General features: G+C 60.0%; 17 protein-coding genes and 3 pseudogenes. 11 read left to right on the top strand and 9 right to left on the bottom strand.

Annotation, left to right across the window (positions count from 1 at the left end; all coding sequences use genetic code 11):
- Positions 1 to 53: 53 nt before the first annotated feature.
- The 3 genes and pseudogenes from treS to KQ933_RS26485 form a co-directional block, all read right to left on the bottom strand.
- Positions 54 to 1,691 (bottom strand): annotated as a pseudogene (treS, locus tag KQ933_RS26495) (maltose alpha-D-glucosyltransferase); the annotation flags it as partial.
- A gap of 69 nt (positions 1,692 to 1,760) precedes the next feature.
- Positions 1,761 to 2,135: a GFA family protein gene (locus tag KQ933_RS26490; protein WP_216758978.1), complete on the bottom strand. Its 375-nt coding sequence runs from the start codon at positions 2,133 to 2,135 to the stop codon at positions 1,761 to 1,763.
- Positions 2,136 to 2,148: 13 nt separating this feature from the next.
- Positions 2,149 to 2,412, bottom strand: a complete 264-nt coding sequence (locus tag KQ933_RS26485) for a hypothetical protein (protein ID WP_216758977.1) — start codon at positions 2,410 to 2,412, stop codon at positions 2,149 to 2,151.
- A 298-nt stretch (positions 2,413 to 2,710) separates the two neighbouring features.
- Here KQ933_RS26485 and KQ933_RS26480 point away from each other — a divergent pair, with 298 nt between their 5' ends.
- Positions 2,711 to 2,974 carry a hypothetical protein gene (locus tag KQ933_RS26480; RefSeq protein ID WP_216760822.1) on the top strand — a complete coding sequence of 88 codons (264 nt, stop codon included), beginning with the start codon at positions 2,711 to 2,713 and terminating at the stop codon, positions 2,972 to 2,974.
- 70 nt (positions 2,975 to 3,044) lie between these two features.
- Here the strand turns inward: KQ933_RS26480 and KQ933_RS26475 are convergent, their stop codons facing one another.
- Positions 3,045 to 3,599, bottom strand: a complete 555-nt coding sequence (locus tag KQ933_RS26475) for a hypothetical protein (protein ID WP_216758976.1) — start codon at positions 3,597 to 3,599, stop codon at positions 3,045 to 3,047.
- Between the two features lie 197 nt (positions 3,600 to 3,796).
- On the opposite strand from KQ933_RS26475, the gene KQ933_RS26470 reads away from it, so the two are divergent.
- Complete coding sequence (locus tag KQ933_RS26470) at positions 3,797 to 4,093, top strand: hypothetical protein (protein WP_216758975.1); 297 nt, start codon at positions 3,797 to 3,799, stop codon at positions 4,091 to 4,093.
- Here KQ933_RS26470 and xth read toward each other — a convergent pair.
- Positions 4,047 to 4,844 (bottom strand): exodeoxyribonuclease III, encoded by a 798-nt coding sequence (xth, locus tag KQ933_RS26465; protein WP_216758974.1) that lies wholly within the window; start codon positions 4,842 to 4,844, stop codon positions 4,047 to 4,049. The genes KQ933_RS26470 and xth overlap by 47 nt on opposite strands.
- A 351-nt stretch (positions 4,845 to 5,195) precedes the next feature.
- Here xth and KQ933_RS33585 point away from each other — a divergent pair.
- A pseudogene (locus KQ933_RS33585) lies at positions 5,196 to 5,321 on the top strand (nitric oxide dioxygenase); the annotation flags it as partial.
- A 394-nt stretch (positions 5,322 to 5,715) separates the two neighbouring features.
- The gene (locus KQ933_RS26460; protein WP_216760758.1) at positions 5,716 to 14,211 is read left to right on the top strand and encodes a glucoamylase family protein; all 8,496 of its coding nucleotides are present in this window, start codon (positions 5,716 to 5,718) and stop codon (positions 14,209 to 14,211) included.
- Positions 14,212 to 14,274: 63 nt separating this feature from the next.
- Here KQ933_RS26460 and KQ933_RS26455 read toward each other — a convergent pair whose 3' ends face one another.
- The 4 genes from KQ933_RS26455 to KQ933_RS26440 all read right to left on the bottom strand — a co-directional run bounded on the left by KQ933_RS26455 (position 14,275) and on the right by KQ933_RS26440 (position 16,995).
- On the bottom strand, positions 14,275 to 15,333 hold the full coding sequence (locus KQ933_RS26455; protein ID WP_216760757.1) for an adenylate/guanylate cyclase domain-containing protein: 1,059 nt from the start codon (positions 15,331 to 15,333) through the stop codon (positions 14,275 to 14,277).
- 104 nt (positions 15,334 to 15,437) lie between these two features.
- Complete coding sequence (locus tag KQ933_RS26450) at positions 15,438 to 15,884, bottom strand: SRPBCC domain-containing protein (protein WP_216760756.1); 447 nt, start codon at positions 15,882 to 15,884, stop codon at positions 15,438 to 15,440.
- A gap of 195 nt (positions 15,885 to 16,079) precedes the next feature.
- Positions 16,080 to 16,448: a cytochrome c family protein gene (locus tag KQ933_RS26445; protein WP_216760755.1), complete on the bottom strand. Its 369-nt coding sequence runs from the start codon at positions 16,446 to 16,448 to the stop codon at positions 16,080 to 16,082.
- A gap of 4 nt (positions 16,449 to 16,452) precedes the next feature.
- Positions 16,453 to 16,995, bottom strand: a complete 543-nt coding sequence (locus tag KQ933_RS26440; RefSeq protein ID WP_216760754.1) for a GXWXG domain-containing protein — start codon at positions 16,993 to 16,995, stop codon at positions 16,453 to 16,455.
- Positions 16,996 to 17,235: 240 nt separating this feature from the next.
- On the opposite strand from KQ933_RS26440, the gene KQ933_RS26435 reads away from it, so the two are divergent.
- The 7 genes and pseudogenes from KQ933_RS26435 (at position 17,236) to KQ933_RS26405 (ending at position 23,806) form a co-directional block, all read left to right on the top strand.
- Entirely contained in the window at positions 17,236 to 17,424 is a 189-nt protein-coding gene (locus KQ933_RS26435) for a hypothetical protein (RefSeq protein ID WP_216760924.1), read from the top strand.
- Between the two features lie 491 nt (positions 17,425 to 17,915).
- Positions 17,916 to 18,110 (top strand): annotated as a pseudogene (locus tag KQ933_RS26430) (Lrp/AsnC ligand binding domain-containing protein); the annotation flags it as partial.
- A gap of 365 nt (positions 18,111 to 18,475) precedes the next feature.
- On the top strand, positions 18,476 to 20,170 hold the full coding sequence (locus tag KQ933_RS26425) for an ABC transporter substrate-binding protein (RefSeq protein ID WP_216760753.1): 1,695 nt from the start codon (positions 18,476 to 18,478) through the stop codon (positions 20,168 to 20,170).
- Between the two features lie 18 nt (positions 20,171 to 20,188).
- The gene (locus KQ933_RS26420) at positions 20,189 to 21,169 is read left to right on the top strand and encodes an ABC transporter permease (protein ID WP_216760752.1); all 981 of its coding nucleotides are present in this window, start codon (positions 20,189 to 20,191) and stop codon (positions 21,167 to 21,169) included.
- A complete protein-coding gene (locus KQ933_RS26415; protein ID WP_216760751.1) occupies positions 21,169 to 22,071 on the top strand; it encodes an ABC transporter permease in 903 nt (300 codons plus the stop codon). The genes KQ933_RS26420 and KQ933_RS26415 overlap by 1 nt, the downstream gene beginning before the upstream one ends.
- Entirely contained in the window at positions 22,068 to 22,883 is an 816-nt protein-coding gene (locus tag KQ933_RS26410; protein ID WP_216760750.1) for an ABC transporter ATP-binding protein, read from the top strand. The genes KQ933_RS26415 and KQ933_RS26410 overlap by 4 nt, the downstream gene beginning before the upstream one ends.
- The gene (locus tag KQ933_RS26405) at positions 22,880 to 23,806 is read left to right on the top strand and encodes an ABC transporter ATP-binding protein (RefSeq protein ID WP_216760749.1); all 927 of its coding nucleotides are present in this window, start codon (positions 22,880 to 22,882) and stop codon (positions 23,804 to 23,806) included. The genes KQ933_RS26410 and KQ933_RS26405 overlap by 4 nt, the downstream gene beginning before the upstream one ends.
- Positions 23,807 to 23,816: the final 10 nt, after the last annotated feature.

Here is a 23,816-nt window from a genome sequence, read left to right as displayed (position 1 = left end):
GCTGGGCCATGCAACCATATCCTTGTGAGGCTTTCGGGCCAAAAACCTTAGTGAAGGCGCAGCCAATAGTAACCATAGGGCTGGAAGGTCAGCCGGTAGTCGGTTTCGGAAATCTCGGGAAATGCCTCGCCATTGATGAGTTCAACGGGAGTGCGGCCCCTCAACCCGGCGAGTTGCACGTCGGCGGCCACGGACGCGTCCGACAGGTTGGCGGCGCAGAGCAATTTCTCCTCACCATATTCCCTCAGATAGGCGATGACAGCCGGGTTATCACTTTCGAGGAAGCGGATCGCTCCCCTCCCAAAGGCCTGGTGCCCTGTGCGCAGCTGCAGGATGCGGCGAAGCCAGTTGAGCAGCGAATGCGGATCGCTATCCTGCTCCCTGACATTGATCGCTCTGAAGCCATATTGCGGATCGTCGATCAGCGGCAGCGTGAGCTTCTCTTCAGGCCCAGTCGAAAACCCGGCGTTTCTGTCTGGCGCCCATTGCATCGGCGTGCGCACCCCGTTCCTGTCTCCGAGGTCGATATTGTCACCCATCCCCAGTTCGTCGCCGTAATAGAGCACCGGGCTGCCTGGCAACGATAAGAGCAGGATGTGCAGGAGCTCTATGCGCCTGCGGTCCTGGCCCATCAACGGCGCAAGCCTTCGCCGGATGCCGAGGTTCAATCTTGCCCGTTTGTCTGCGGCATAGGTGTCCCAGAGGAAATTGCGTTCCTCTTCGCTGACCATCTCCAGCGACAGTTCATCGTGATTTCTTAGGAAGATCGCCCATTGGCAGCTATTCGGGATATCGTATGTCTGACCGATGATGGTGACGATTGGTTGCTTGTCAGCTTTGGCAATCGCTGTGAATATCCGCGGCATCAGCGGAAAGTGAAAAGCCATATGGCATTCGTCGCCATTGCCGAAATATTGGCGCGCTTCCTCCGGCCATTGATTGGCTTCGGCAAGGAGCACCTTGCCGGGATAGCTGGCATCCAATGTCTTTCGAAGATGCTTGAGAAGAGCATGGGTTTCGGGCAGGTTTTCGTTGCGCGTCTCGTCGCGCTCGACAAGATGCGGAATGGCATCAAGCCGGAAACCGTCGACGCCGAGATCCAGCCAGAAGCGCATGGTGTTCAGCAGGGCTTCGACAACAGCCGGGTTTCGATAGTTGAGATCCGGCTGATGGCTGTAAAAGCGATGCCAGAAATAGGATTTCGCCACAGGGTCCCAAGTCCAGTTGGACCTCTCGGTATCGACGAAAATGATGCGGGTTTCTTTAAATTTCTTGTCCGTATGCGACCAGACGTAGAACGCGCGCTCGGGCGAACCGGGAGGCGCCTGTCTTGCCCGCTGAAACCAAGGGTGCTGATCGGACGTGTGGTTGATGACAAGCTCGGCGATGACCCGGATCGACCGCGCATGGGCTTCCGCGACAAACCGGCTGAAGTCATCGACTGTCCCAAATTCCGGCCGGATGCCCGTGTAGTCGGAAATATCGTACCCGTCATCCTTGTCCGGTGACGGGTAAAATGGCTGTAGCCAGATGGTATTGATGCCGAGCTGTGCCAGATAATCCAGCTTCTGCGTCAATCCCTCAAAATCGCCGACCCCGTCGCCATTGGCATCAAAAAAAGATTTGACGTGCAATTGATAAATGATTGCATCTTTGTGCCAAAGAGGATGCTGCAGCCCATTATCCGACATCGAAATCCCTTGGTCTTCGTCTGACTCAGCTGGTGTCCTGGATTGCCGAACTTCGACATCGAACACCTATCAAATTCGATCCTCCACGAACTGTTCCGCACCCTCGACTGGCCGCAGCCAAGGTTCGCGCCGCTTGATCCAGAGCTCGTAGGTGGGCTTGAGGCTGGTTGGCGCATCCTGCAGGGTTCCGAGTTTGATCTCGGCCTCGTCTTCGTCGTAGGCAAAGACACGTGAACCGCAAGCGGGACAGAAACGGCGGCCTTGATGATCAGCGGTTTCCCCCGTGGTTTTGAAGGCGGACCTCGGCCAGATCGCGTAATAGGTAAATGCTGCGCCGCTCTCCTGCCGGCAATCGGTGCAGTGGCAAAGCCCGACGCGTTTGGGTTCGCCCTCCACCTGATAGCGCACCTTACCGCAATTGCAGCTTCCGTGCCGTATGGTCATCCAAGGCCCTCCCTCAATGTTTCACCACGAAAGGCGGTTGATCGTGGTCGAAATTGCCGTTGCTCAAACTGTCGTAGCGATTGAGGCTTGGCTCGCCACCTCGGGTACCGAAGGGCGTCAGCTGCACCATCATTTTCCTGGCGCGATCGATTGCGTCTTCTTCACTCAGCGCCGCCGCCTCGGGAAGGCGCACCGTCAGCTGCTCACCGGCGTCGCCGAAGAAATCGACATGCCAGGCCTTCTGCCGATGCGTCACTTTTGCTCCGTTCAGATGCATTGAAACCTTCCTCCTGCCATTCTGCTGGTTTGGCTTGTCTCGTGGCATGGAGATCAGTGTATCAACCGATATGCTGGCGATTGGTTCCAGAGGTTCTGCACTGCCGGCTTACCGGACGGTTCACCACGGAATTCGCTCTGCCGGCATTTCGCCGAAGAACATATGCGTTCTTGAAGAGCGGTGGTCGACACAGCTGTGGCCCGGCGTCCGCGCATCGAGACGATCGACGCATCTATTTGCGGTCGACTGCGTTCACTTTAAGCACCACATCTTGTTCGAACCCTCGAAAGGAACGGATATGAATTTCCCAGTTCCGACAAGCAATGATCCCACGCGTCGTTTTCAGGAAGCGACCGATGCTGCCCGCGTTGCCCTGGAGGCGCTTATCGCCGATGCCAATGCCGCGGGTTGGGGCACGGATGAAATGGCCGTGGCGCTCGTTGAGGCGGCGCGGTCTGTCAAAGATGCAAACACCAGTGACCCGGATCCCGCCGACGATCCGGCAATCAGCGATATCGATGCGAAGCAAGGACAGATTGGACGAGGTGAATTATTTGATTGAGCGACGGTCCGGCGGTCGCTCAAAACAGGACGGGCGGCAGGACGTTGAATCGCTGGCGCGACATTGCTCGTCAGATCCTGATCTGCAGTAGACCCCTTCGCGCCACCTGTCTGCCGTGGCACCAAAATGGATGGAGCATGTCGCTGATGCTCAGGACGTCTGCACATGGAACAAGCGGCGACCATCCTTCATTGGCGTCGAGTCCGATGAAAGCCAGTCTTGTCAGGGATCTTGTCTCTGCGAGCAGATCTTCGTCGTCGATGGTAATGTCCACCAGCAGCACCTCCGGCGCCCGCACGGAGCAATCGACGGCTTCCCGTGCGATTGCCGCTACCGACGTGCTTGCTCCGATATAGAAGGCCATGATCGTATTGTTGTCGAAGTCGGCGATGGCGGGAACGAGCAGATTTGCGGGCAGGGCCGTGAGCGTATCGCGTGTACCGTCGAACCGATGCCCGGCCGAATCCCCGCCTTCGAGACCACGACTTCCCGAAAACTGATAGAAGATCTCGCGTCGAGTCAGATATTCGACCGTCCAGCGACCGGAATGGTCTGTTGCACTCGAAGTCGCGAGCGCCTCGATTTCCGAGATGACTTCGTGGAAGGTGGTGCGAGCGTTGGCCATGGCAATTCTCCTTGAGGAGACAAAGGCGGGCGGCGGGTGAATGTTCCTGCCAAAAGAGAATAACGTCCTATGCGGCGTGATGACCAATGGCCGCGATCACGACGCGGTTTTTTCTGAATGGTATCGCTGAAAGGCGCAAATGGTGCCATCATATTGACGCAGTGCGCGTTAACTTTTGAAGGCGAAGGGAGATGAGCATGGCTGGACACGATAGCTACTATATCGAGATCACCACGCGTCTTCGATCGGTGCGATCCTTCTGCGACTTCCTCTCGAGCGGCGGTACTGTCGGCGTCGCTCCGGCGGATGGCTTACGCTACGGTGATGTCACCACCGATCTGCTTGCAAGAACGCGCAAGGAAGCAGAGGCCCTCGATCGCATGCGCCGTCAACTTTTTCCGGATCGTGCGGACGAAGAGGTTTCGCCAGCACTCTATACGTGTGGACTTACCGGCTCCCGCCAGTCGCGTAAGGCAGGTCGAGCTCAATCATGACGGGGGCATGATCGCTCGTATGGTCCCAGCCCCGCGGGTTGCGCCGGACGCTGGCAGAGCGAAGATGCGCAGCGACGTCGGAACTGAGAAGGACATGGTCGATCCGCAGTCCCGCGTCCCGTTCGAATGAGTTTCTCCAGTACTTCCAGAAGGTGTAGATTCGCTCGTTCGGATGGAGGTGGCGAAGTGCATCCGTCCATCCTTGTTGAACCAGCCTGGCATAGGCTTTTTTGACCTCGGGCCTGAACAAGGCATCATCGCGCCATCGTTCCGGGGAATAGACATCCATGTCTGTCGGCATGACATTGAAGTCGCCGATGAGCAGGGTCGGCACTTTGAGGTCTAAGAGCTCTCCGGCATAGTGATACAGTCGATCAAACCAGCGCAGCTTGTAATCGAATTTCGGGCCAGGCGCCGGATTTCCGTTTGGGAGGTAAAGGCAGCCGATCAACAGCCCGTTTATGGCAGCCTCGATGTAACGGCTGTGGCTGTCGTCCGGATCGCCCGGCAGGCCACGGCGCGTTAGCACCGGCAAAGCGTCTCTCGCAAGGATCGCCACGCCATTCCAGCTTTTTTGGCCATGCCAAACGGCGCGATAACCCGAATGTTCGATCTCCCGTTGCGGCAATTTATCATCGGAAGTCTTCAGTTCCTGAAGACAGACGACGTCTGGAGCATCTTCTTCCAGCCATCGCAGGAGTATCGTAAGGCGGCCAATGATTCCGTTGATATTATAGGTGGCTATTTTCAATAGACCTCCAGACGGCGAGGCGGACCGGACAGGTTGGGTGCTCGTCTGCCATTTCGTTAGCCATGGCGGGTAACCGGAAAAATCGCCATGTTCACCATCCCAGTCGCGTCCGGTTGACACGGCCCGCACTCGGCGAATGGAATGTGCGTAGCTTCAGAAAGTTCCCTTTGGCCTGCGGTTGAAGCGGACCGCGCTGCCTTGCATGACCACCATATCGCTCCTACTTACCTGAGATCGTCCGTGTCGGCTGGGCAGGGACCCACAGGACGACAGGATCTCCTCTTGAGGGTGCGCGGTCGGCCAGGACTTGAAGACGCCGACAAAGCGGTTGTCGCCTCTTGAGATGGCAGATTTTATATCTGTGGTCCGAAGCCATTCCTCCGGGCAATCGTCGGTGATCTGCTGAACCTTGGCGTTTCCCGCGATCGTATCCACAACGAACTCTTCGGACCGACCGATGAGGCACTGGCCGCCTAAAGCTGCCTGCTCGGCCGGTTAGATCCCACACGTCTCCAGATTCGCGACCAGGCGAAGCCGGTTACGACTTCGCCTGGTCGATTCGCTATAAAGGCCGTCTTGACACGATAAATTGGATGGAGGGCCGCCACTTATTGGACGAGGAATCCGTCTTCGCGGTCGGTTGCTGCTCCCCGATGGGGCCATTTTGGCCGGTGAGCAACCCGATTAATCGCCCGTTCATTTTGTGGTCGCTATTGACCACTATCCGCCATTTCGAACAATCCCAGTTTGAATGTAAACTTCCTTTCAAAAGCGATGAAGATGCCTAATTCGAAACGCTCGTGCTCCTGCTCGCATCCCGTTCCGCAAGAATGCAATCGTTGGACACGAACCCAGTAGAAGAGAAAACACTATGACCTCTCAAAATATTGTGGGTGCTTCGAGCGCGCATGTTCAAGCATCGTCCACGGATCCCGATTTCGGCATCCGCGCGCCCCTGCTGTCGAATGACCAGCTGAGGGTGCGGGCCGCGCAGTTTGCGGAGAGCCGTGCGCTTAATGTTACAAGCTTCACGAATTTCGACTTCTTCCAGCGGCACCGGGAGAACGAGGCCGAGATCCTGAGGGTCTATCGCGCCGCCGCTGCAGATGTCGATGCGGGCGAGAGCATCACGCCGGCCACCGAATGGCTGCTCGACAACCACTACATTGTGGAGGAAGCGATCCAGGAAGTGCGTCGCGACTTTCCGAAAAAATTCTATCGCGAGCTGCGCAAGATCAAACTTGACGGGACGGAGGTGCCGCGCACGCTGGCGCTCGCCTGGCTCTACATGGCGCATGCACACAGCAATATCAGCAATGCCGGCATGGCGGCTGTCACGGAAGGGTTCCAGGACAAGGAGACGCTGCGCATCGGCGAGCTCTGGGCGCTGCCTTCGCTCGTTCGCTACGTGCTGATCGACAATCTTCGTCGTGTGGCGACGCGGATCGACAAAAGCCGCGAGATGCGGTCGAGCGCAAATGCGGCGGCCACCCAGGCGATTACGCTTGGCGATGCCGGATCCGCCGGATTCCTGGAGACGCTGACTGCCAATCTCGATGACACGACCTTCGTCACTCAGTTGCACTATCGCCTTCGCAATGCGCTGGAGCCGACCGAGGCCGCGCTGAACTGGCTCGAAAGCAAGCTTTCCGCAAAGGGTACCGATGCGGAAGCGGTAATGTCGGCAGAGCAGATCCGTCTCGGCGCGGCCAATGCGCTGATGGGCAGCATCATCAAGAGCCTGCGCGAGATCAACGATACCGACTGGTCCGAATGGGTCGAAGAGGTCAGCACCATCGACAAGCTGCTCTGGCAGCAGACGGATTATGCCGAGCTCGATTCCGGCTCCCGCAACAGCTATCGCCGCCAGATCGAAAAGCTTGCCAAGCGCTCCGACAAGACGGAGATGGATATCGCCGAAGCGGCCGTCCGTCTGGCCGACCGCGCGAAGGCAGGCAGCCAGGATCTCGCTGCGTCAGCCGGCAATGTCGGCTATTACTTCGTCGGCAATGGTCGCCCGGCGCTGGAAACGGAAATCGGCTTCCGGCCGACGCTCGGTCTGCGGTTCATGCGCGCGATCCGCAAGCTGAACTGGCTGGCGATCGCCATACCAGTGCTGCTCCTGACGTTGCTGGCACTAATCGTGGTCGACCGCGTTTTCGTGGACGCCGGCATGCCTCTTTTCGCAACGGTCGTGCTGCTGCTGATGTTTGCCCTTCCGGCCTCCGAAGGTGCGACCGGTCTCTTCAATTTCTTTGCCACCTTCTTCATCACGCCTGACCGGCTGGTCGGCTACGAATTCAAGAAGGGCCTGCCTGCGGAAGCCCGCACGCTCGTCACCATTCCCTGCCTGATCGGCAGGCGCGAACATGTCGATGAGCTCGTCCGCAACCTTGAGGTCCATTACCTCGCCAATGCGCGTGGAGAGATCTACTACGCGCTTTTGAGCGACTGGCCGGATGCCCAGGAGGAGCAGAACGCCCGTGATCTTGAAGTCCTCGATTATGCGCTGAGCCAGATCGCCGATCTGGAAGCACGCTATGCCGAGGATGGCAAGCAGCGCTTCTATCTCCTGCATCGCCGCCGGCAATATAACCCGGCCGAAGGCGCCTGGATGGGCTGGGAGCGCAAGCGCGGCAAGCTGCACGAACTCAACATGCTGCTGCGCGGCGGTTCCAACACGAGCTTCCTGCCCGGCGCCAACGTCGTGCCGCAGGACGTCAAATATGTCATGACGCTGGACAGCGACACGCGCGTCGTACGCGACACCGTGACCAAGCTCGTCGGCAAGCTGCATCATCCGATCAACCGTCCGGTCTTCGACGAAAAGAAACAGCGTGTCGTCGATGGCTACGGCGTACTTCAGCCCCGTGTGACGCCGTCGCTGACGACAGGCAAGGACGCATCGACCTTCCAGCGTGTCTTCTCGGTCAACCGCGGCCTGGACCCTTACGTCTTCGCCGTCTCCGACGTCTATCAGGACATTACCGGCGAAGGCACGTTCACCGGCAAGGGCCTCTACCATGTTGATGCCTTCGAGGCCTCGCTGAAGGGCCGGATCAAGGAAAACTCGGTGCTGAGCCACGATCTGCTCGAAGGTTCGATGGCGCGCTGCGCGCTGGTGACGGATTGCGAACTGGTCGAGGATTTCCCGATCCGCTACGAGGTCGAAGTCTCGCGTCAACATCGCTGGGCGCGCGGCGACTGGCAGCTTCTCCCCTATATTTTCGATGACCGTCGCGGCGTCACCGCGCTCGGCTGCTGGAAGATGTTCGACAACCTGCGCCGCTCGCTGACGCCGATCGCCTGGTTCCTGGCATCCGTGCTCGGCTGGTACTGGATGGACCCGCTCGGCGCGCTCATCTGGCAGATCCTGCTGATCTTCAGCCTGTTCGTCGCGCCGACCCTGTCGCTGATCAATGGCATCATTCCGCGCACCAGCGACATCATCCTGCAGGCGCATCTGCACACGGTCTGGAAAGACATCGAGAATGCCAACGCCCAGGTGGCGATGCGCATCGTCTTCATTGCCGATATCGCCTGCGTCATGGCTGATGCCATCATTCGCTCGCTTTACCGCCTCTTCGTCAGCCGCAGGCTGATGCTGCAATGGCGCACCGCCGCCAGCGCCCAGGCCATGGCGCAGACCACGATCTTCGGCCATTACAAGGTCATGTGGCGGGCGCCGGTTCTGGCCATTCTGGCGCTGATCTTTACGGTCTCCTCCGGTGACAGCGCCTGGATGGTCGGCCTTCCCTTCGTCATTCTCTGGGTGCTCTCGCCGGCTATCGCCTGGACGGTCAGCCAGACGGCGGAAACCGAAGACCGGCTCGATGTGCCGGACAATGTCCGCAACGAGCTGCGCAAGATCGCAAGGCGCACATGGCGCTACTTCGACCACTTCGTGGTTCCCGGCCAGCACTACCTTCCGCCGGACAATGTCCAGCAGACGCCGCACGCCGTCGTCGCCATGCGTACTTCGCCGACCAATATCGGCGTCTATCTGTTGTCGGTCATTTCGGCGCGTCGTTTCGGCTGGATTTCGTTCGAAGATGCAGTTAAGCGCATCGAACAGACGATCGAGACGGTTGATAAGCTCGAGAAATATCGCGGCCATCTCTTCAACTGGTATCATACGGATACGCTGAAGCCGCTCGGCCGCAGATATGTGTCGTCGGTCGACAGCGGCAATTTTGCCGGTCACTTGATTGCCGTATCGTCGGCTTGCCGCATCTGGGCCAAGTCTCCTCTTTCCCACATTCACACCGACCTCGATGGTATTGGCGATGTCGCGGCCATTCTTCGCGAGGTGCTTGCCGAGCTTGGGCAAGACAACAAATCTGTCCGCCCTCTGCACGACCGGCTCGATGGCCGAATTGCCGACCTTGAAGCGGCAGTCGCTACCGGCAAGCGTGAGAAAGAATTCTCTTCGGGGCTGATCGAGCGATTTGCTGGGCAGGCGCGGGAAATCCGTGAACTTGCCGGCAGCCTCGACCGAGAGGTGAAGACGGCGCAAAGCGACGAGGTTGTCCATTGGGCCGAAAAGCTCGTAGAGACCTGCGAACTTCATCAGACCGACAAGGCCTTCGATCATTCGCAGGTGGATGCCATCAGCGAAAGACTGAGCCGTGTCGGCAATCGCGCCCGCGAAATCGCTTTCGATATGGATTTCAGCTTCCTTTACCGTCCCGAGCGTCGGTTGCTGTCGATCGGCTTCCGGGTCGAGACGGAGGAAGTCGATGCGGCCTGCTACGACCTGCTTGCCTCGGAGGCCCGTCTGACGAGCCTCTTCTCCGTCGCCAAGGGCGATCTGCCGACCGAGCATTGGTATAAGCTCGGCCGTCATGTCGTTCCGGTTGGATCGCGCGGCGCGCTGGTCTCCTGGTCCGGCTCGATGTTCGAATATCTGATGCCGCCGCTCGTGATGCAGGAGCGCAGCGGGGGCATTCTCAATCAGACCAACAATCTGATCGTTCTCGAGCAGATGAACTATGCGCGCAGCCTCGGCACGCCATGGGGCATCTCGGAAGCGGCCTTCAACGCCCGCGACCACCAGATGAACTATCAGTACAGCAATTTCGGCGTGCCGACACTCGGCCTGAAGCGCGGTCTCGGCCAGAACGCCGTTATCGCGCCCTATGCCTCGCTTCTGGCGAGCCAGTATCACCCTGTTGCGGCGCTTGAAAACCTCAACAGGCTGAGGGCGGTCGGCGCGCTCGGCATGTATGGTTTCCATGATGCCGTCGACTTCACGGCAAGCCGCGTGCCCGAGGGCAAGCAGTGCGCTGTCGTCTACAACTATTATGCGCACCATCACGGCATGTCGATTGCTGCCGTCGCCAACGTCGCCTTCGACGGACTGCTGCGCGAGCTCTTCCATGCCGATCCTGTGATCGAAGCTGCCGAACTCCTGCTGCAGGAAAAGGCGCCGCGCGACATTCCGGTCATGGCCTCCAAGCACGAGACAGATGCGCCGGCGACCATTCAGGGTGACCTGATGCGTCCGGAAGTCCGCCGCCTGGAAGACCCGGCATCGCGTGAACGCGAATTGCTGCTGTTGTCGAACGGCCGCTATTCGACCATGCTGACGGCGACGGGCTCCGGCTACAGCCGCTGGAAAAACCTCTCCATCAACCGGTGGCGAGCCGATCCAGCCGAGGATCGCTGGGGTTCCTTCATCTTCCTGCGGGATACCGCGTCGAACGAGTGGTGGTCTGCGACTGCAGAGCCGCGCTCGATCGCCAACGAGCATGTCCGCGTCAGCTTCAGCGACGACAAGGCGGAATTCATCAAGACCGTCGGCGAGCTGACGAGCGAAATGGAAGTCTTCGTCGCGAGCAATTATGATGCGGAAGGTCGCCGCCTGACGATCACCAACACCGGTACGGAAGACCGTGTCATCGAAGTGACCTCCTATATGGAGCCGGTCGCAACGCTCGATATCGTCGACACCGGCCATCCGGTCTTTGCCCGCATGTTCCTGAAGACCGAGATCGCCAACCGCGGCGATGCGATCTTCGTCGAACGCCAGAAGCGCGGCCTGACCGATCCCGATGTCGCGATTGCCCAGCTCATCGTCGACACGTCCGGCGAAGATGGCCCGACGCAATATGAAACCGATCGTATGCGCTTCCTTGGCCGTGGACGGACATTGACCGAGGCAGCGGCCTTCGATGCTGGTGCGGAACTCTCGGGCACCGACGGTTTCACCATGGACACTTGCGTATCGCTGCGCCGGACGCTTCGTGTGCCGGCCGGCGAGAAGGTCAGCGTGACCTTCTGGACGATTGCAGGTGCGGATCGTGCCGAACTCGAGGCGGCGCTGGAGCACTATCGCCAGCCGGAGAGCTTCGCCCAGGGCCTCGTTCAGGCCTGGACGAGAACGCAGAGCCAGTTGCGCCAGATCGGTGTCAACTCGAAGGAAGCGGCCGCCTACCAGCGCTTTGCGCGCTATATCATCTATCCCGACATGGCGCTGCGTGCCGACAGCAAGGCGGTGCGCGAAGGCCTCAAGTCCCAGTCCGTCCTTTGGGGCGCGACGCTGTCAGGCGATGCGCCGCTGATGACGCTGCGCATCACCGACGAGCTTGGCACGGATCTCGTCAAGGAGTTGCTGCGCGCCCAGGGATTGCTGCAATCGCGCGGCGTCGAGGTCGATCTCGTGATCTTCAACGAGCGCGCCGGCGAGGCTGCAGCCGAGATGCAGCGCACCATCGACCAGCTTTGCGACGCGGCGCGCCACGCCAGCGAAGTGGCGGGCATCCAGCGCAACATCTATGTCCTGCGCAAGGATCTCACGACACCGGAAGCCTATGAGGCCATCATTGCCGCTTCGCGCGTCGTGCTGCGCGGCCGCGACGGCAGCCTCATCGACCAGCTGCAGAAGGCGCGTTCCGTTTCCGGCTCACCGGCGCTGCTCGGCCAATGGGGCGATTCCACTCTCGTACCGAGAATGGATCGCAGCATCGGCGCCCCGGCGCCAGCCGAAGGCGGCGATCTCGCCTTCTGGAACGGTTATGGCGGATTTGCAGCCGAAGGCAGCGAATATGTCATGCGCCTGTCGGGCGGTGAACAGACGCCGCATCCGTGGGTCAATATCATCGCCAATGAGAGCTTTGGCTTCCATGTCTCGGCTGAAGGCGCGGCTTTCACCTGGAGCCAGAACTCCCGTGACCACCAACTGACGCCCTGGACCAATGACATGGTTGCCAACCGACCGGGCGAAGCCTTCTATCTGAGGGATCTCGACCGCGGCTCCGTCATCGTGCCCTATGCGTCTCTGGCGCAGCGCTCCGACACGCGCTTTGAAGCGCGACATGGCCTCGGCTACTCGGTCTTTTCGACAGTTCAGGATGAAATCGCCCTGGAGGTCACGCAGACCCTCCATATGGAGAAATCGGTGAAGCTGACGCAGCTGCGCATCCGCAATGATGCGGGCGAGGCACGCAAGCTTCGGCTCTACGGTTATGCCGAATGGATCCTCGGCAACAACCCGACGAAGAGTAAACCCTTCATTATCTCCAGCTTCGATCGCGAGAGCGGAGCGATCTTCGCGAGCAATCCGTTCAGCGTAAATTTCGGAACGCGTGTCGCAGCCTTTGCGGCAAGCGAAACGCCGTCGAGCGTTTCCACCAGCCGCCGCGAATTCATCGGCCGCCACGGAACGATCCAGCAGCCACGGACCGTCTCGGCGGGCTCGCGCCTCTCTAATGCCATGGATCTCGACGGCGATCCGGCAGCCGCCATGGCCTTCGATCTGACGATCGAGCCCGGCGAAGTGCGTGATATCTGCTTCTATATGGGCGATGGGGCCTCGCAGGAGGAAGCGTCGGCTCTCATTGCCGAGATCCGCGCCGTCAGCTTCGAGGACGTTCTCGGCCAGACGCGCGGTTTCTGGAAGAGCTTCACCGGCCGGACGCGCGTATCGACGCCGGATCAGCGGCTCGACTTCATGGTCAACAACTGGCTGCCCTATCAGACCTATGGCTGCCGCATCATGGCCCGCACCGCCTTCTACCAGTCGAGCGGCGCGTGGAACTTGCGCGACCAGTTGCAGGATTCACTGGCCTTCCTGCTGCATTCACCTGAGATCGCCCGCAAGCAGATCCTCAATACCGGCCGACGCCAGTTCCCGGAAGGCGACTTCCAGCACTGGTGGCTGGCAGACAGCGGCGCCGGCGTGCGCACGAACATTTCCGACGATCCGGTCTGGCTAGCCTATGCGGTCGATCAATATTGCACGGCGACCGGCGATGCCGCGATCATGGATGAAATGCTGCCCTTCATCGAAGGCGCGCAGCTCAGCCCCGGCCAATATGATGCTTTCCTGCAGCCGCGCGTTTCCGACGAGACCGCGTCGCTCTACGAGCATGCCGCACTCGGCCTCGATCTCGCGATCAAGCGCACCGGCGTCAACGGCCTGCCGTTGATGATGAGCGGCGACTGGTGCGATAAGATGGATCGTGTCGGCATGGCCGGCCGCGGCGAGAGCGTCTGGCTCGGCTGGTTCCTGGCCGGTGCACTGCGCCGCTTCATCGCCTACGCCGAAACCCGTGGTGACACCCATCGTGTCGGCCGCTGGTCGGACCATCTGGCAAAGCTCAGGAACGCGATCGAAACGGCCGGCTGGGACGGCGAATATTATCGCCGCGGCTATTACGACAATGGCGCGCCGCTTGGCTCCAGCCAGTCTGAAGAGGACAAGATCGACTCGATCGCCCAGTCCTGGAGTGTGCTGTCGGGCGAGGGTAGTCCTGAACGCAGCGAAATGGCGATGAAGGCCGTCCTCGACAAGCTCGTCGATGAAGAGGGCAAATTCATCCGTCTGCTGACGCCGCCTTTCGTCAAACCGGTCAACGACCCCGGTGTCATCAGGGCCTATCCGCCGGGTGTCCGTGAAAACGGCGGCCAATATACCCATGCCGCCACCTGGGCAGTCCTTGCTCTCGCCCGAATGGGGCGCGGGGAAGACGCTTGGCGCGCCTTCGAAATGCTGAACCCGATCAATCACTCGCTCGATAAAGCCTCCGCGGATGTCTATCGCATCGAGCCCTATGTGATTGCCGGCGACGTTTATGGCGAAGGCAACCTCAAGGGCCGCGGTGGCTGGAGCTGGTATACGGGCTCGGCCGGCTGGTTCTACCGCGTGGCAATCGAGGGCATCCTCGGCATCCGCTCGGAGAACGGCCGCCTGCATGTCAAACCGGTTCTGCCGGCCGGATGGGACGGCTTCTCGGCTGAGCTTGAACTGCCGAGCGGTAAATACCAGGTTTCCGTTTCGAAGGTGGACGCGGGTCGCTGCTCTGTGACCATCAACGGCGCGGCGCTCGATGAGCTGAGCGAGGGGTATCTGCTGGAAGCCAATTGAGACCTCCCTGCGGGGCAGATTGACCGGTGTCACTGCCCCCAGCGATTGCCGCGCCTGCTTCGTTCAATCCGTTGGCAGAGTGAAGACGGCGCAGGGATCGGCGATGCCGCGTAACCGGTGTTCCCCCAGGGGGGCCAGTTGTATCGTAATCTGCGCGGCGAGTGCGCCTGATATCAGCACACGGTGCCCAAGGGACTTGCAGAGCCCCTCCAGCCGGCTGACCAGATTGACTGCGGGGCCGATGGCGGTGAAGTCGAGCCGGTCGGCGGCACCGACATTGCCCCAGAGCATCTCGCCGAAATGCAGTGCCACGCCGAACGGCAGCGGTGGCAGGCCTTGTGCTTGCCGCGCGGCATCGAGATGGGCCATGCCGGCACGGGCGGCCGCGACGGCGCGCAAGGAGGCCTCGCAGGCCTCACCAGGCGTGCCGGTAACGGGAAAGATCGCCAGAACACCGTCGCCAATGAACTTCAGCACCTCGCCGCCGAAAGCGTGGACCGCTCCGGCAATACGATCGAACCACGCATCGAGAGTGGCGATCATAAGGGAGGGCTCCGTCGCTTCGGAGAGGGCCGTGAAGTCGCGCAGATCAGCACAAAGCAAAGCGGCATGGATGGTTTCGCTGCTGCTGCGGCCGAGCATTCCGGCCTGCACCTGCGCGGCACTGCGCCGCCCGAGATAAGCCTCCAGTAGCGTTGTCAGCGCCGTTCGCGCGGTCAGAGCTGCCAGGGGTGCCGCCGCAAAGCGCGCGGCCTGGCATAGCCGATCCGCCTCAGCCGGATCAAACGATCGGGTTCCGGCCCAGCCTAACATCGGACTGCGGGAGCCGCGGCCGATCTCTCCTTCGTGTATAGGCCCCAGCCCGGCAAGCCAGTCGCCTGCGGCCCTGTTGAGCGAGCTGCCGGCAAAGTCGAGCGCTTCGATGACTGCATCGTTTTCTGCCCGCCACAACCAGGTACGGCGCGCAATGATCGGATGCGGAACGGCAAGAGTTAGGGCTCCGCCCGCAAGCGGCAGACCATCGGCAAGCAACTGCCGGCCAAGCTCGGCTATAAAGTGTTCGGGGCTGGACGAGGCGCTGGCCTCATCGATCAGCCAGGCGAGGTGGGCGGGCAAATCCATGCCTCGATCATGCCATAGCGCTCAATTGATGTCAGCCAGGCGGCGGCCACAGCCAGACGTCGCCTCCCTCATGAATTCGACTTCTCTTCAAATGAGAAGCCTGGTCATTTCCTGCCATGAAAGGAATCTGGCCCCGGGTCGCGTCCGGCCGCAACCGTGCTCAATCGGCCAAGGTAGTGAGCCCAGCCCTCGGCATGGCCGGCGCATTGCTCGGCATTGGGCAAGCCGGTATGCGTCAAACGCAAGAGCGTTCCGTCCGGCTGCTCAATCAGATCGATTTCGACTAGGCTCGACCCCGGCGGCACCACCTCGCTGCCATCCCAGCCGAAGCTATAGGCCAGGCGATGGACCGGCACCACTTCGCGAAAAGAACCGCGAGCGAAACGCGCACCGGTCACGTTGACGAGATAGAGTCCTCCCGGCTGTGCCTCGATCTCGGCTTCTGTTCCCATCCAGCGCAGGATCTTTTCCGGATCCGTCAGCAGGGCGAATACTGCGGCAGGCGGCGCGGAAAGATGCGTTTCGCGGCGAACGACGAGGGCGTCTTGCATCGCTTTCTCCCAGTTTGGTCTGCACCGGCCGAGGGTACGACGCGGTATCCCGAATTAGTTTAGGGGGAGGATCCTTCGCAGCAAGGGTGTCTTGCGTTGCCAGCGCTTGAATCGTGGAGGCTGTCGTCCTGAGATTTCACGTGGAGAAGGCGGCCGACCGACCTCATATATGCCTGCCGCAGTTGGCCGCCGACGCTAAGACGGATTTGCCTTCAGGAAGGCGATAAGGTCGTCGATTTCGAAGCTCCAGAGTCCCCAGAAGCGCATCTTTGTGCCCGGAATTTTTTTGCTCGGGCTTGCCAGAAACTCCGCAAGTTCATGCTCGTTCCAGACAAGCCCGTCTTCGCCGGCTTTCTTCAGGGCGGGAGAGTAGACGTAGTCGTCCTTGATCGCTGCCCGCCGTCCCACGACACCCTTCAGAGAGGGGCCGAAGGTACTTCTGGTGTCATCGACAATGTGACATGAAGAACAGGCCCGGAATATTCTCGCGCCACGATCTACGTCGGCCGCAAAACTGCTGCCCGCTACTGCTGCCGTGATCGCCCATACTATTGTTCTCAACATCGTCCTAGGTCTGGGAGGCGATCTTCGTGAGTTTGAAGAAGAACCGTCTTTCGTCATCACGCACGCACATCATGCCAGCCAAGGTGTCATCGGCTACTCGTCTGAAGTGGTCGACGATCGGTTGCGCGTCGTAGATCATCGCAGCGCTTGCGATCTGCCCGGATGTCCGAACCTCCAGGGCGGCTGTCGTGCCCTTTGCGCGGAACGCCTTCTGAAGATGTGAAAACAGGTTCCGGGCAAGGGATGTTCGTCCCAGCGGCGCGAGCCTGATCGCCAACCCGATAGGGGCGAAGCGCGGATCGATGGCCACGAGCCGTCCCGGACGCCACTGAAAGAGCAGGGGGTCCGCCCGCCTGTCGGGATGGAAGCGCTTGCCGAACCATCCCAAATTCTCGAGAACGCCGTCCAGTGGGTGTCCTGACGGAATGCCGGCACCTCTCCAAAGTCCGATCATCTCTATGGGATCGACAGGTTCGAGCGACTGGAACCAAGCCGCCATGTCTTTCTGGAGGTCGGTCTGCACGAGTTCACCTTTTCTCATGATCATGCAGGAACCACATAGCGCTTGGCTGCGGAGATTCCGAGGGCCAATTCTCCGTTTCTATCCGGAACATTCGAGGTCCGTGCTGGTTGGACCTAATATGAGGGACAAGACGGTGTCCGCACCATGGCGTTCATTGTCGCTTTCTCGCTCTGGCGTTGGCGGTAACAACCCGCGTTCATGTCCGAGAAGCCGTCGCGGGATACCCGGCCCGAGACGCGATTGATCCGATAGAAGGAGGCGCTTATGAGCAAACTCGACAAGCAACATCGCGAACATTTGCAGACACCTCCCGATGCTCCGGAAAACAAGGTCGAGCGCGGGCCGCCGGTCAAGGAGTCAAGCGAGCAGGATGCCATAAGGCCAGGCATCAATGATCCTCGGCTGATGCCGATTGGCAAGCCAGGCATTCGCGTTCGTGAGGGGAAGCGATGACCTCTGTGTCGCTCGCAGCAGTTTGGCCTCTCGGGAGCGGGGAGTGCCACCAATGTGGACTTTGCGGCCAATATCCCTGACCAGGCTTTCGATGCATCGCCTTTCCGGTAAGTCTCTCTTGTTTGGACTTGCCTTCTGGTTGCTTGTTGCCGGATCTCAGGCTGCCATGAGCCAGGCCGACAGCAAGGAACAGCAACCGGAGTGTCAGGCGGATAGCCAGTCGTCATCCGAGAAGGATCGGCGGGCGGAGAATGGCAGATCGGAAAGCGAAATATCTCGGTGCAAAGGCGTGCTGACGCCTCCACCAACTGGCGATCGCGGGTTGGTCGAACCGGTCCCATCCACAGGCAACATGCCGGTCATCCGACCGGGCGACATCCCTCAACAGGTGCCTGGACCAAGAGAGCAGTAGAGGAACGTATCTGCAATTTGGATTCCCATAGGATGTCGTCGCCACTTTCGATCATCAGCGCCGACCCGTTCTACGCTCGCTGCAAGAGGTCGTTGCCTTTTACAGCATTGCGGGAGACTCGGATTTCCTACTGCAGGTCGTCTCGCCCGATCTCGATTCCTATGCCGATTTCGCCATCTCTGTTGTGCGCCGCCTGCCGCGCATCAAGGAAATGCAGACCACCTTCGTTCTTAAGGAAATCAAGCCGTTCGAAGGTTTTCCTGTAGGACTTTAGGAAGTTGATCTGAACCCCGACTGTCGTTGGAATAGCCGCCCAGCAGATGCTGGACGGCTGATCGTGCTGAAAAACAAGCCGTCATGGCTTCAACATAGGCCGGATCAAAATAACGACATTTCAACGAACTCAGTCTGACGGGTCGCGCTTGCGCCAAGCTTTTCGCAGCGCACAATAAGTATGACAATTTATTTTCTCGACGCATCCTCAGTTGGCCGCCAACGCGTGTGCCGAAGCAAATCAGGTTCAGATGTTGGAAGCCGAAATTTTTGGTTTCCACCCGATTGACCGGATCGGAAATCTTGCGTTAGCTTGATTAAATCAATTTGATTGACTCTTAAAATAACAAACAGGGGAACGTAAAAATGGGACTGGACAAGAGCGCAAGCCGCAGTGTTTCCGCGCGTGCCGGCTGGGCGGCAGCGACCGCCCTGACGGCGGTCATGGCGTTTGGTGCATCGGCTGCTTCGGCTGCGGAAGCGGTGCTGACGATGCATATCGAAGAACAGTCGAGCTGGGTGCAGAACTTCAATCCGTTCGACCTTGCCGGCCGTCGGCAGAGCACAATGGACTTCATCTATGAGCCGCTCGTCATATTCAACGCGCAGGACGGTGGCAAGCCGGTCTGGCGCCTTGCCACGAACTACAAGTTTTCCGACGACATGAAGTCGATCACCTATGAACTGCGCCCGGGCGTGAAATGGTCGGACGGCAAGCCGCTCACATCGGCCGACGTCAAATATACTGTTGATCTGATGCTGAAGAACGCCGCCCTCGACACAGTCGGTCTCGGCGAGACCGTGGCATCTGTCGAGGCGCCGTCGCCGACCGAGGTCACGATCAACCTCAAGGCTGTGAACTCCGACTTCCCGGAATCGCTCGCCGATCTCGCCGTCGTTCCCGAACATGTCTGGAAGGATGTCTCCGATCCCGTCGCCTTCAAGAATGAAAAGCCGGTCGGGTCGGGACCAATGACGGAGGTGCGCCGTTTCACGCCGCAGGTCTACGAGCAATGCCGCAACCCGAACTATTGGGATGCCGCCTCGCTGCATGTCGATTGCCTGAGGCTGCCGCAGATTTCCGGCAATGACCAGATGCTCGCCATCCTGCCCGAGGGCAACATGGACTGGATCGGCTCCTTCATTCCTGAAATCGACAAGACCTTCGTTGCGCTCGACGCCGACCATAACGGCTATTGGCAACCGCCAGCCGAAACCGTCGCCTTCCAGATGAACTTCAAGACCAAAGATGACGGCAATCTGGAGGCCTACAAGGACCTGAACTTCCGCCACGCCTTCAGCCTTGCCATGGACCGCAAGTCGATGGTCGACATTGCCGGCTTCGGCTATCCTGTCGTCAACGAGCATGCCTCCGGCCTGCCGCCGCGCTTTGAAAGCTGGCGCAACAAGGAGGCCGAAGGCGAGAAGGACGCCTTCATGGGCTTTGACACCGACAAGGCCAACAAGATCCTTGACGATGCCGGCTACAAGAAAGGTTCCGACGGTTTCCGCACGACCCCGAACGGCAAGCCGATCACCTTCCCGATCATCGTTCCCAATGGCTGGACCGACTGGATCGACGCCGTACAGATCGCCGTTGAGGGCCTGCGCGCGGCCGGCATCAATGCATCCGTCGCCACGCCCGAATACGAACAATGGCGCAAGCAGATCCTCGATGGCAGTTTCGAGGTGGTCATGAACTCGCGTGCCGATGGGGCGACGCCATTCCGCGGCTACTACCAGAGCCTCTCGACGGCCTATGCCGGGCGCGTCACCGGAGCCCCCTCGCGCTATCAGAATCCGAAGCTCGATGCGCTCTTCGATCAGTATCTGAAGGCGACGTCGGATGATGATCACAAGAAGATCTTCAACGACATCCAGCTTCTGGTTGCCGACGATTTCCCAGTCGTACCTGTCTTCAACGGCCCGACCTGGTACCAGTTCTCCAGCAAACGCTTCACCGGCTGGGTAACCGACAAGGACCCGATCATGAACCCGGAAGATCACGACAACAACCGGATGCGCCTGATGCATCTCCTGCGCTTGAAGCCGGTCCAATAAGACCTCGAGGGCAGGGACATGCGTGTTTCCAGACGACGCCTTGGCGTCTATGCGGTCGCCCTGGTGTTCGCCATCGTGATGAATTTCATACTTCCCCGGCTCATGCCGGGGACCCCCGTCGACGCCATGGTCGCCCAACTCGGCCCGCGGGCGACGCCCGCCGCCGTCGAGGCGATCAAGGCGCGCTTCGGCGTTGTCGACCAACCGATGCTCTTTCAGTTCGTCGACTATCTGAAAGGTCTTGCGACCCTCGATCTTGGCGTCTCGGTCAAATACTATCCCCAGACCGTCGTGCAGGTTCTCAGTCGCTCGACGATCTGGACCATCTTCCTGGTTGTGACCGCCATCATCTTTTCGCTCTGCATCGGTGTCGGGCTTGGAGCGGTTTCGGCCTGGCGGCGTGGCGGACGCTTTGACACGATCGTCTCGCCCCTCTCCGTCATCATGATCTCGGTGCCGCCCGTGATCATCGCGCTAACGACGCTTTTCGTGTTCGGGGTTTCACTTCGCTGGTTCCCGGTGGGGTACGCCTATGATCCGAATCTCGATCCTGCTTTCAACTTCACATTTGCCGGCAGCGTCTTCATGCATGCTATTCTGCCGGTGCTGACGCTCTCGCCTTTTCTGATCGGCGAATTCCAGACGACCATGCGTTCGTCGATGATCTCGATCCTCGGCGAGGACTATGTGACGATGGCCCGTGCCAAAGGGCTCAGCCATCTGAATGTCATGTTCGGTTATGGTGCGCGCAATGCCATGCTGCCGGTCCTGACGAATCTTGCGCTGATGCTCGGCGCCGTCTTTGGCGGCTCGATCGTCACCGAGATTGTCTTCAATTATCCGGGGCTCGGTCTGACGCTCTATACCGCGAGCATCGCCCGCGATTATCCGGTCATCCAGGGGCAGCTGTTGCTGATGACGCTCGCAACACTCGGCGCCAACTTCCTCGTCGACATCATCTACGGGTTCATCGACCCCAGACTGCGGGATGCCGTGTAATGAGCTTCACGCTGAGATCCATCCTTCGCCAGAAGAAGGCCGTCGCCGGCCTCGTCATCGTCGTCGGCCTCTGGCTAATGGCCCTTTGTGCGCCCGTCATAGCCCCTGGAGAGCCCGGCGCGCGTGTCGGTCGCTCGCACCAACCGCCATCCGCCGAACATGTGCTCGGCACGACGAAAATGGGCCGCGACGTCTATCGCCAGTTCGTCTGGGGTGCGCGCAGTTCCCTTTCGGTCGGTTTTGCGACCGGTATTGCCATCACGGTGATCGGCACCGCGATCGGCCTCGTCGCCGGTTATATCGGCGGCAAGACGGATGCGGCGCTCGATCTTGCGACGAATGCAGTCCTGGTCATCCCGAATATGCCGCTACTGATACTGCTCGCGTCTTTTGCCGGCACGGTCGGCCCGATGACGATCATGACGATCATCGCGCTGACCTCCTGGCCATGGGGCGCCCGAATGACGCGCTCTCAAACCATGGCGCTGCGCAATCGTGATTTCGTTACTGCGTCAAAAATGATCGGCGAGCCGGCCTGGCGCATCATCTTCGTGGAGATCCTGCCGAACCTGACGCCGCTGATCGGCATCAATCTGGTCGGCAGCATCATCTACGCCATCGTCGCGCAGACGACACTTGAATATCTCGGCTTCGGCGATCCCCTGAAAGTTACCTGGGGCACGATGCTCTACAATGCCCAGAACGCCTCGGCGATCATGGTCGGCGCATGGTGGGATGTCGGTGTTCCCGCAATCGGCATTGCACTGACGGGGCTCGGTCTCGCACTGCTCAACTTCACTTTCGACGAAATTGCCAATCCGCAGCTCCGCTCCGGTCCGGCCTTGACGCGCTGGTTCCGTCTCAGTCGTGCCCGCAACCGTCAATTGGAGGCAGGCCGATGAGCGACAATCTCCTGGAAATCGAAAAACTCAATGTCGACTATCTGCTCGACAAGGGTGAGTTTCGCGCCGTCAAGGACGTCTCGTTCAATATCGGGCGGGGCGAGATCTTCGGTCTGGCCGGCGAATCCGGCTGCGGCAAGAGCACGATTGCCTATGCTATCACGCGGCTTTCCAAGGCTCCGGCCTGGATCAGCGGCGGCAGCATCCGCATGGACGGCCAGGATCTGCTCAAGATGCCGGAGCGCGAGTTGCAGAAAATTCGCTGGAAACGCATCGGCATGGTCTTCCAGAGCGCGATGAACTCGCTCAATCCGCTGATGCGGGTCGAGGCACAATTCCATGACGTGCTTTACCGGCATACCGGCTGCTCGCGGCAGGAGTCGCGGGCACGGGGCGAGGAGATGTTCCGGCTCGTCGGCATCCCACCGCAGCGCATCGGCGACTATCCGCATCAGTTTTCCGGCGGCATGCGCCAGCGTATCGTCATCGCCATCTGCCTGGCGCTGAGGCCGGAACTCATCATCATGGACGAGCCGACGACGGCGCTTGATGTCGTCGTGCAGCGCGAAATCCTCGAACAGGTCGTCGATCTGCAGCGGACATACGGTTTCTCGCTGCTGTTCATTACTCACGACCTGCATCTGATGGCGCAGCTCTGCCAACGCATCGGTATCATGCTGAAGGGCGAGCTCGTCGAAGTCGGCGACGTGCGCCAGGTTAGTCAGACGCCGCTGCACGACTATACGCGTAAGCTCTGGAACGCCATTCCCCAGCTTCCAACCCAGTCCCATCTTTCAGGAGCGTTCGCATGAAGCCCGAGGCACATCCGTCCCCAGCCGGAGCCGTCATACGGCTTGAGGAGATCAGGCGTCAGTTCGGCCCCGTGCACGCGCTGAAGGGTGTTTCCTTCTCGCTGTTTCCCGGCCGCGCGCTGGCGCTCGTCGGTGAATCAGGCTGCGGCAAGACGACCTGCGCCCGCATCATTGCGCGCCTCGACAGGCCGACGGGTGGCAAGCTGTTCTTTCGCGGGCATGATCTGACAGCGCAGAAGACGGCCAAGGATGAGCGTCTTTATCGCAAGGACGTGCAGATGGTCTTTCAGGATCCATTCTCGTCACTCAATCCTGCCTTTACCGTCAGCCATCATCTTTCCCGGCCGCTGCAACTCCACCGGCAGAACACATCACGCTCAGCCCTCGAGGAGGATATTGCCGGACTGCTGGCAAGCGTCGGTCTCGATCCGGCCGTGTCGAAGCAGAGGTTTCCGCATGAACTTTCCGGCGGCCAGCGCCAGCGCGTCAATATCGCCCGGGCACTTGCGGTGGAGCCAAGCGTGCTGGTCGCTGACGAGCCGACCTCGATGCTCGATGTTTCCATCCGCAAGGACATTCTCGATCTGCTCGCCCGGGTGAAGCAGGAGAATGGACTGGCGATGCTGTATATCACCCACGACATCGCGACCGCTGCACATGTGGCCGAGGAAATCGTCGTGATGTTCGCCGGCCAGACGGTCGAATGGGGTGATACCGAAACGGTGCTCTCCAATCCGCGTCATCCTTATACCCAGCTGCTGCTCTCCGCGGTGCCTGATGGCAGGCGCCCCTTCGTGACCGGCGGCAGCGCACGTTTCCTCGAACAGGCAGAGCGCGTCCGGTCACTCAGCCGCCCGGAATCCACCGTCATCGAGCAGATCGGTCCCAATCACTTCACGCGTGCGCTCGGCACGCAGAGCTAACAGGGCATCT

This window comes from Rhizobium sp. WYJ-E13 (genome assembly GCF_018987265.1).
GTDB lineage: Bacteria > Pseudomonadota > Alphaproteobacteria > Rhizobiales > Rhizobiaceae > Rhizobium.
This window is presented reverse-complemented; position numbering and strand designations above follow the sequence as displayed.

Coding starts and splice junctions, on each gene's coding strand:
- KQ933_RS26490 (WP_216758978.1), bottom strand. CDS start 2,135: ATGACCATACGGCACGGAAGCTGCAATTGCGGTAAGGTGCGCTATCAG.
- KQ933_RS26485 (WP_216758977.1), bottom strand. CDS start 2,412: ATGCATCTGAACGGAGCAAAAGTGACGCATCGGCAGAAGGCCTGGCAT.
- KQ933_RS26480 (WP_216760822.1), top strand. CDS start 2,711: ATGAATTTCCCAGTTCCGACAAGCAATGATCCCACGCGTCGTTTTCAG.
- KQ933_RS26475 (WP_216758976.1), bottom strand. CDS start 3,599: ATGGCCAACGCTCGCACCACCTTCCACGAAGTCATCTCGGAAATCGAG.
- KQ933_RS26470 (WP_216758975.1), top strand. CDS start 3,797: ATGGCTGGACACGATAGCTACTATATCGAGATCACCACGCGTCTTCGA.
- KQ933_RS26460 (WP_216760758.1), top strand. CDS start 5,716: ATGACCTCTCAAAATATTGTGGGTGCTTCGAGCGCGCATGTTCAAGCA.
- KQ933_RS26455 (WP_216760757.1), bottom strand. CDS start 15,333: ATGGATTTGCCCGCCCACCTCGCCTGGCTGATCGATGAGGCCAGCGCC.
- KQ933_RS26450 (WP_216760756.1), bottom strand. CDS start 15,884: ATGCAAGACGCCCTCGTCGTTCGCCGCGAAACGCATCTTTCCGCGCCG.
- KQ933_RS26445 (WP_216760755.1), bottom strand. CDS start 16,448: ATGTTGAGAACAATAGTATGGGCGATCACGGCAGCAGTAGCGGGCAGC.
- KQ933_RS26440 (WP_216760754.1), bottom strand. CDS start 16,995: ATGATCATGAGAAAAGGTGAACTCGTGCAGACCGACCTCCAGAAAGAC.
- KQ933_RS26435 (WP_216760924.1), top strand. CDS start 17,236: ATGAGCAAACTCGACAAGCAACATCGCGAACATTTGCAGACACCTCCC.
- KQ933_RS26425 (WP_216760753.1), top strand. CDS start 18,476: ATGGGACTGGACAAGAGCGCAAGCCGCAGTGTTTCCGCGCGTGCCGGC.
- KQ933_RS26420 (WP_216760752.1), top strand. CDS start 20,189: ATGCGTGTTTCCAGACGACGCCTTGGCGTCTATGCGGTCGCCCTGGTG.
- KQ933_RS26415 (WP_216760751.1), top strand. CDS start 21,169: ATGAGCTTCACGCTGAGATCCATCCTTCGCCAGAAGAAGGCCGTCGCC.
- KQ933_RS26410 (WP_216760750.1), top strand. CDS start 22,068: ATGAGCGACAATCTCCTGGAAATCGAAAAACTCAATGTCGACTATCTG.
- KQ933_RS26405 (WP_216760749.1), top strand. CDS start 22,880: ATGAAGCCCGAGGCACATCCGTCCCCAGCCGGAGCCGTCATACGGCTT.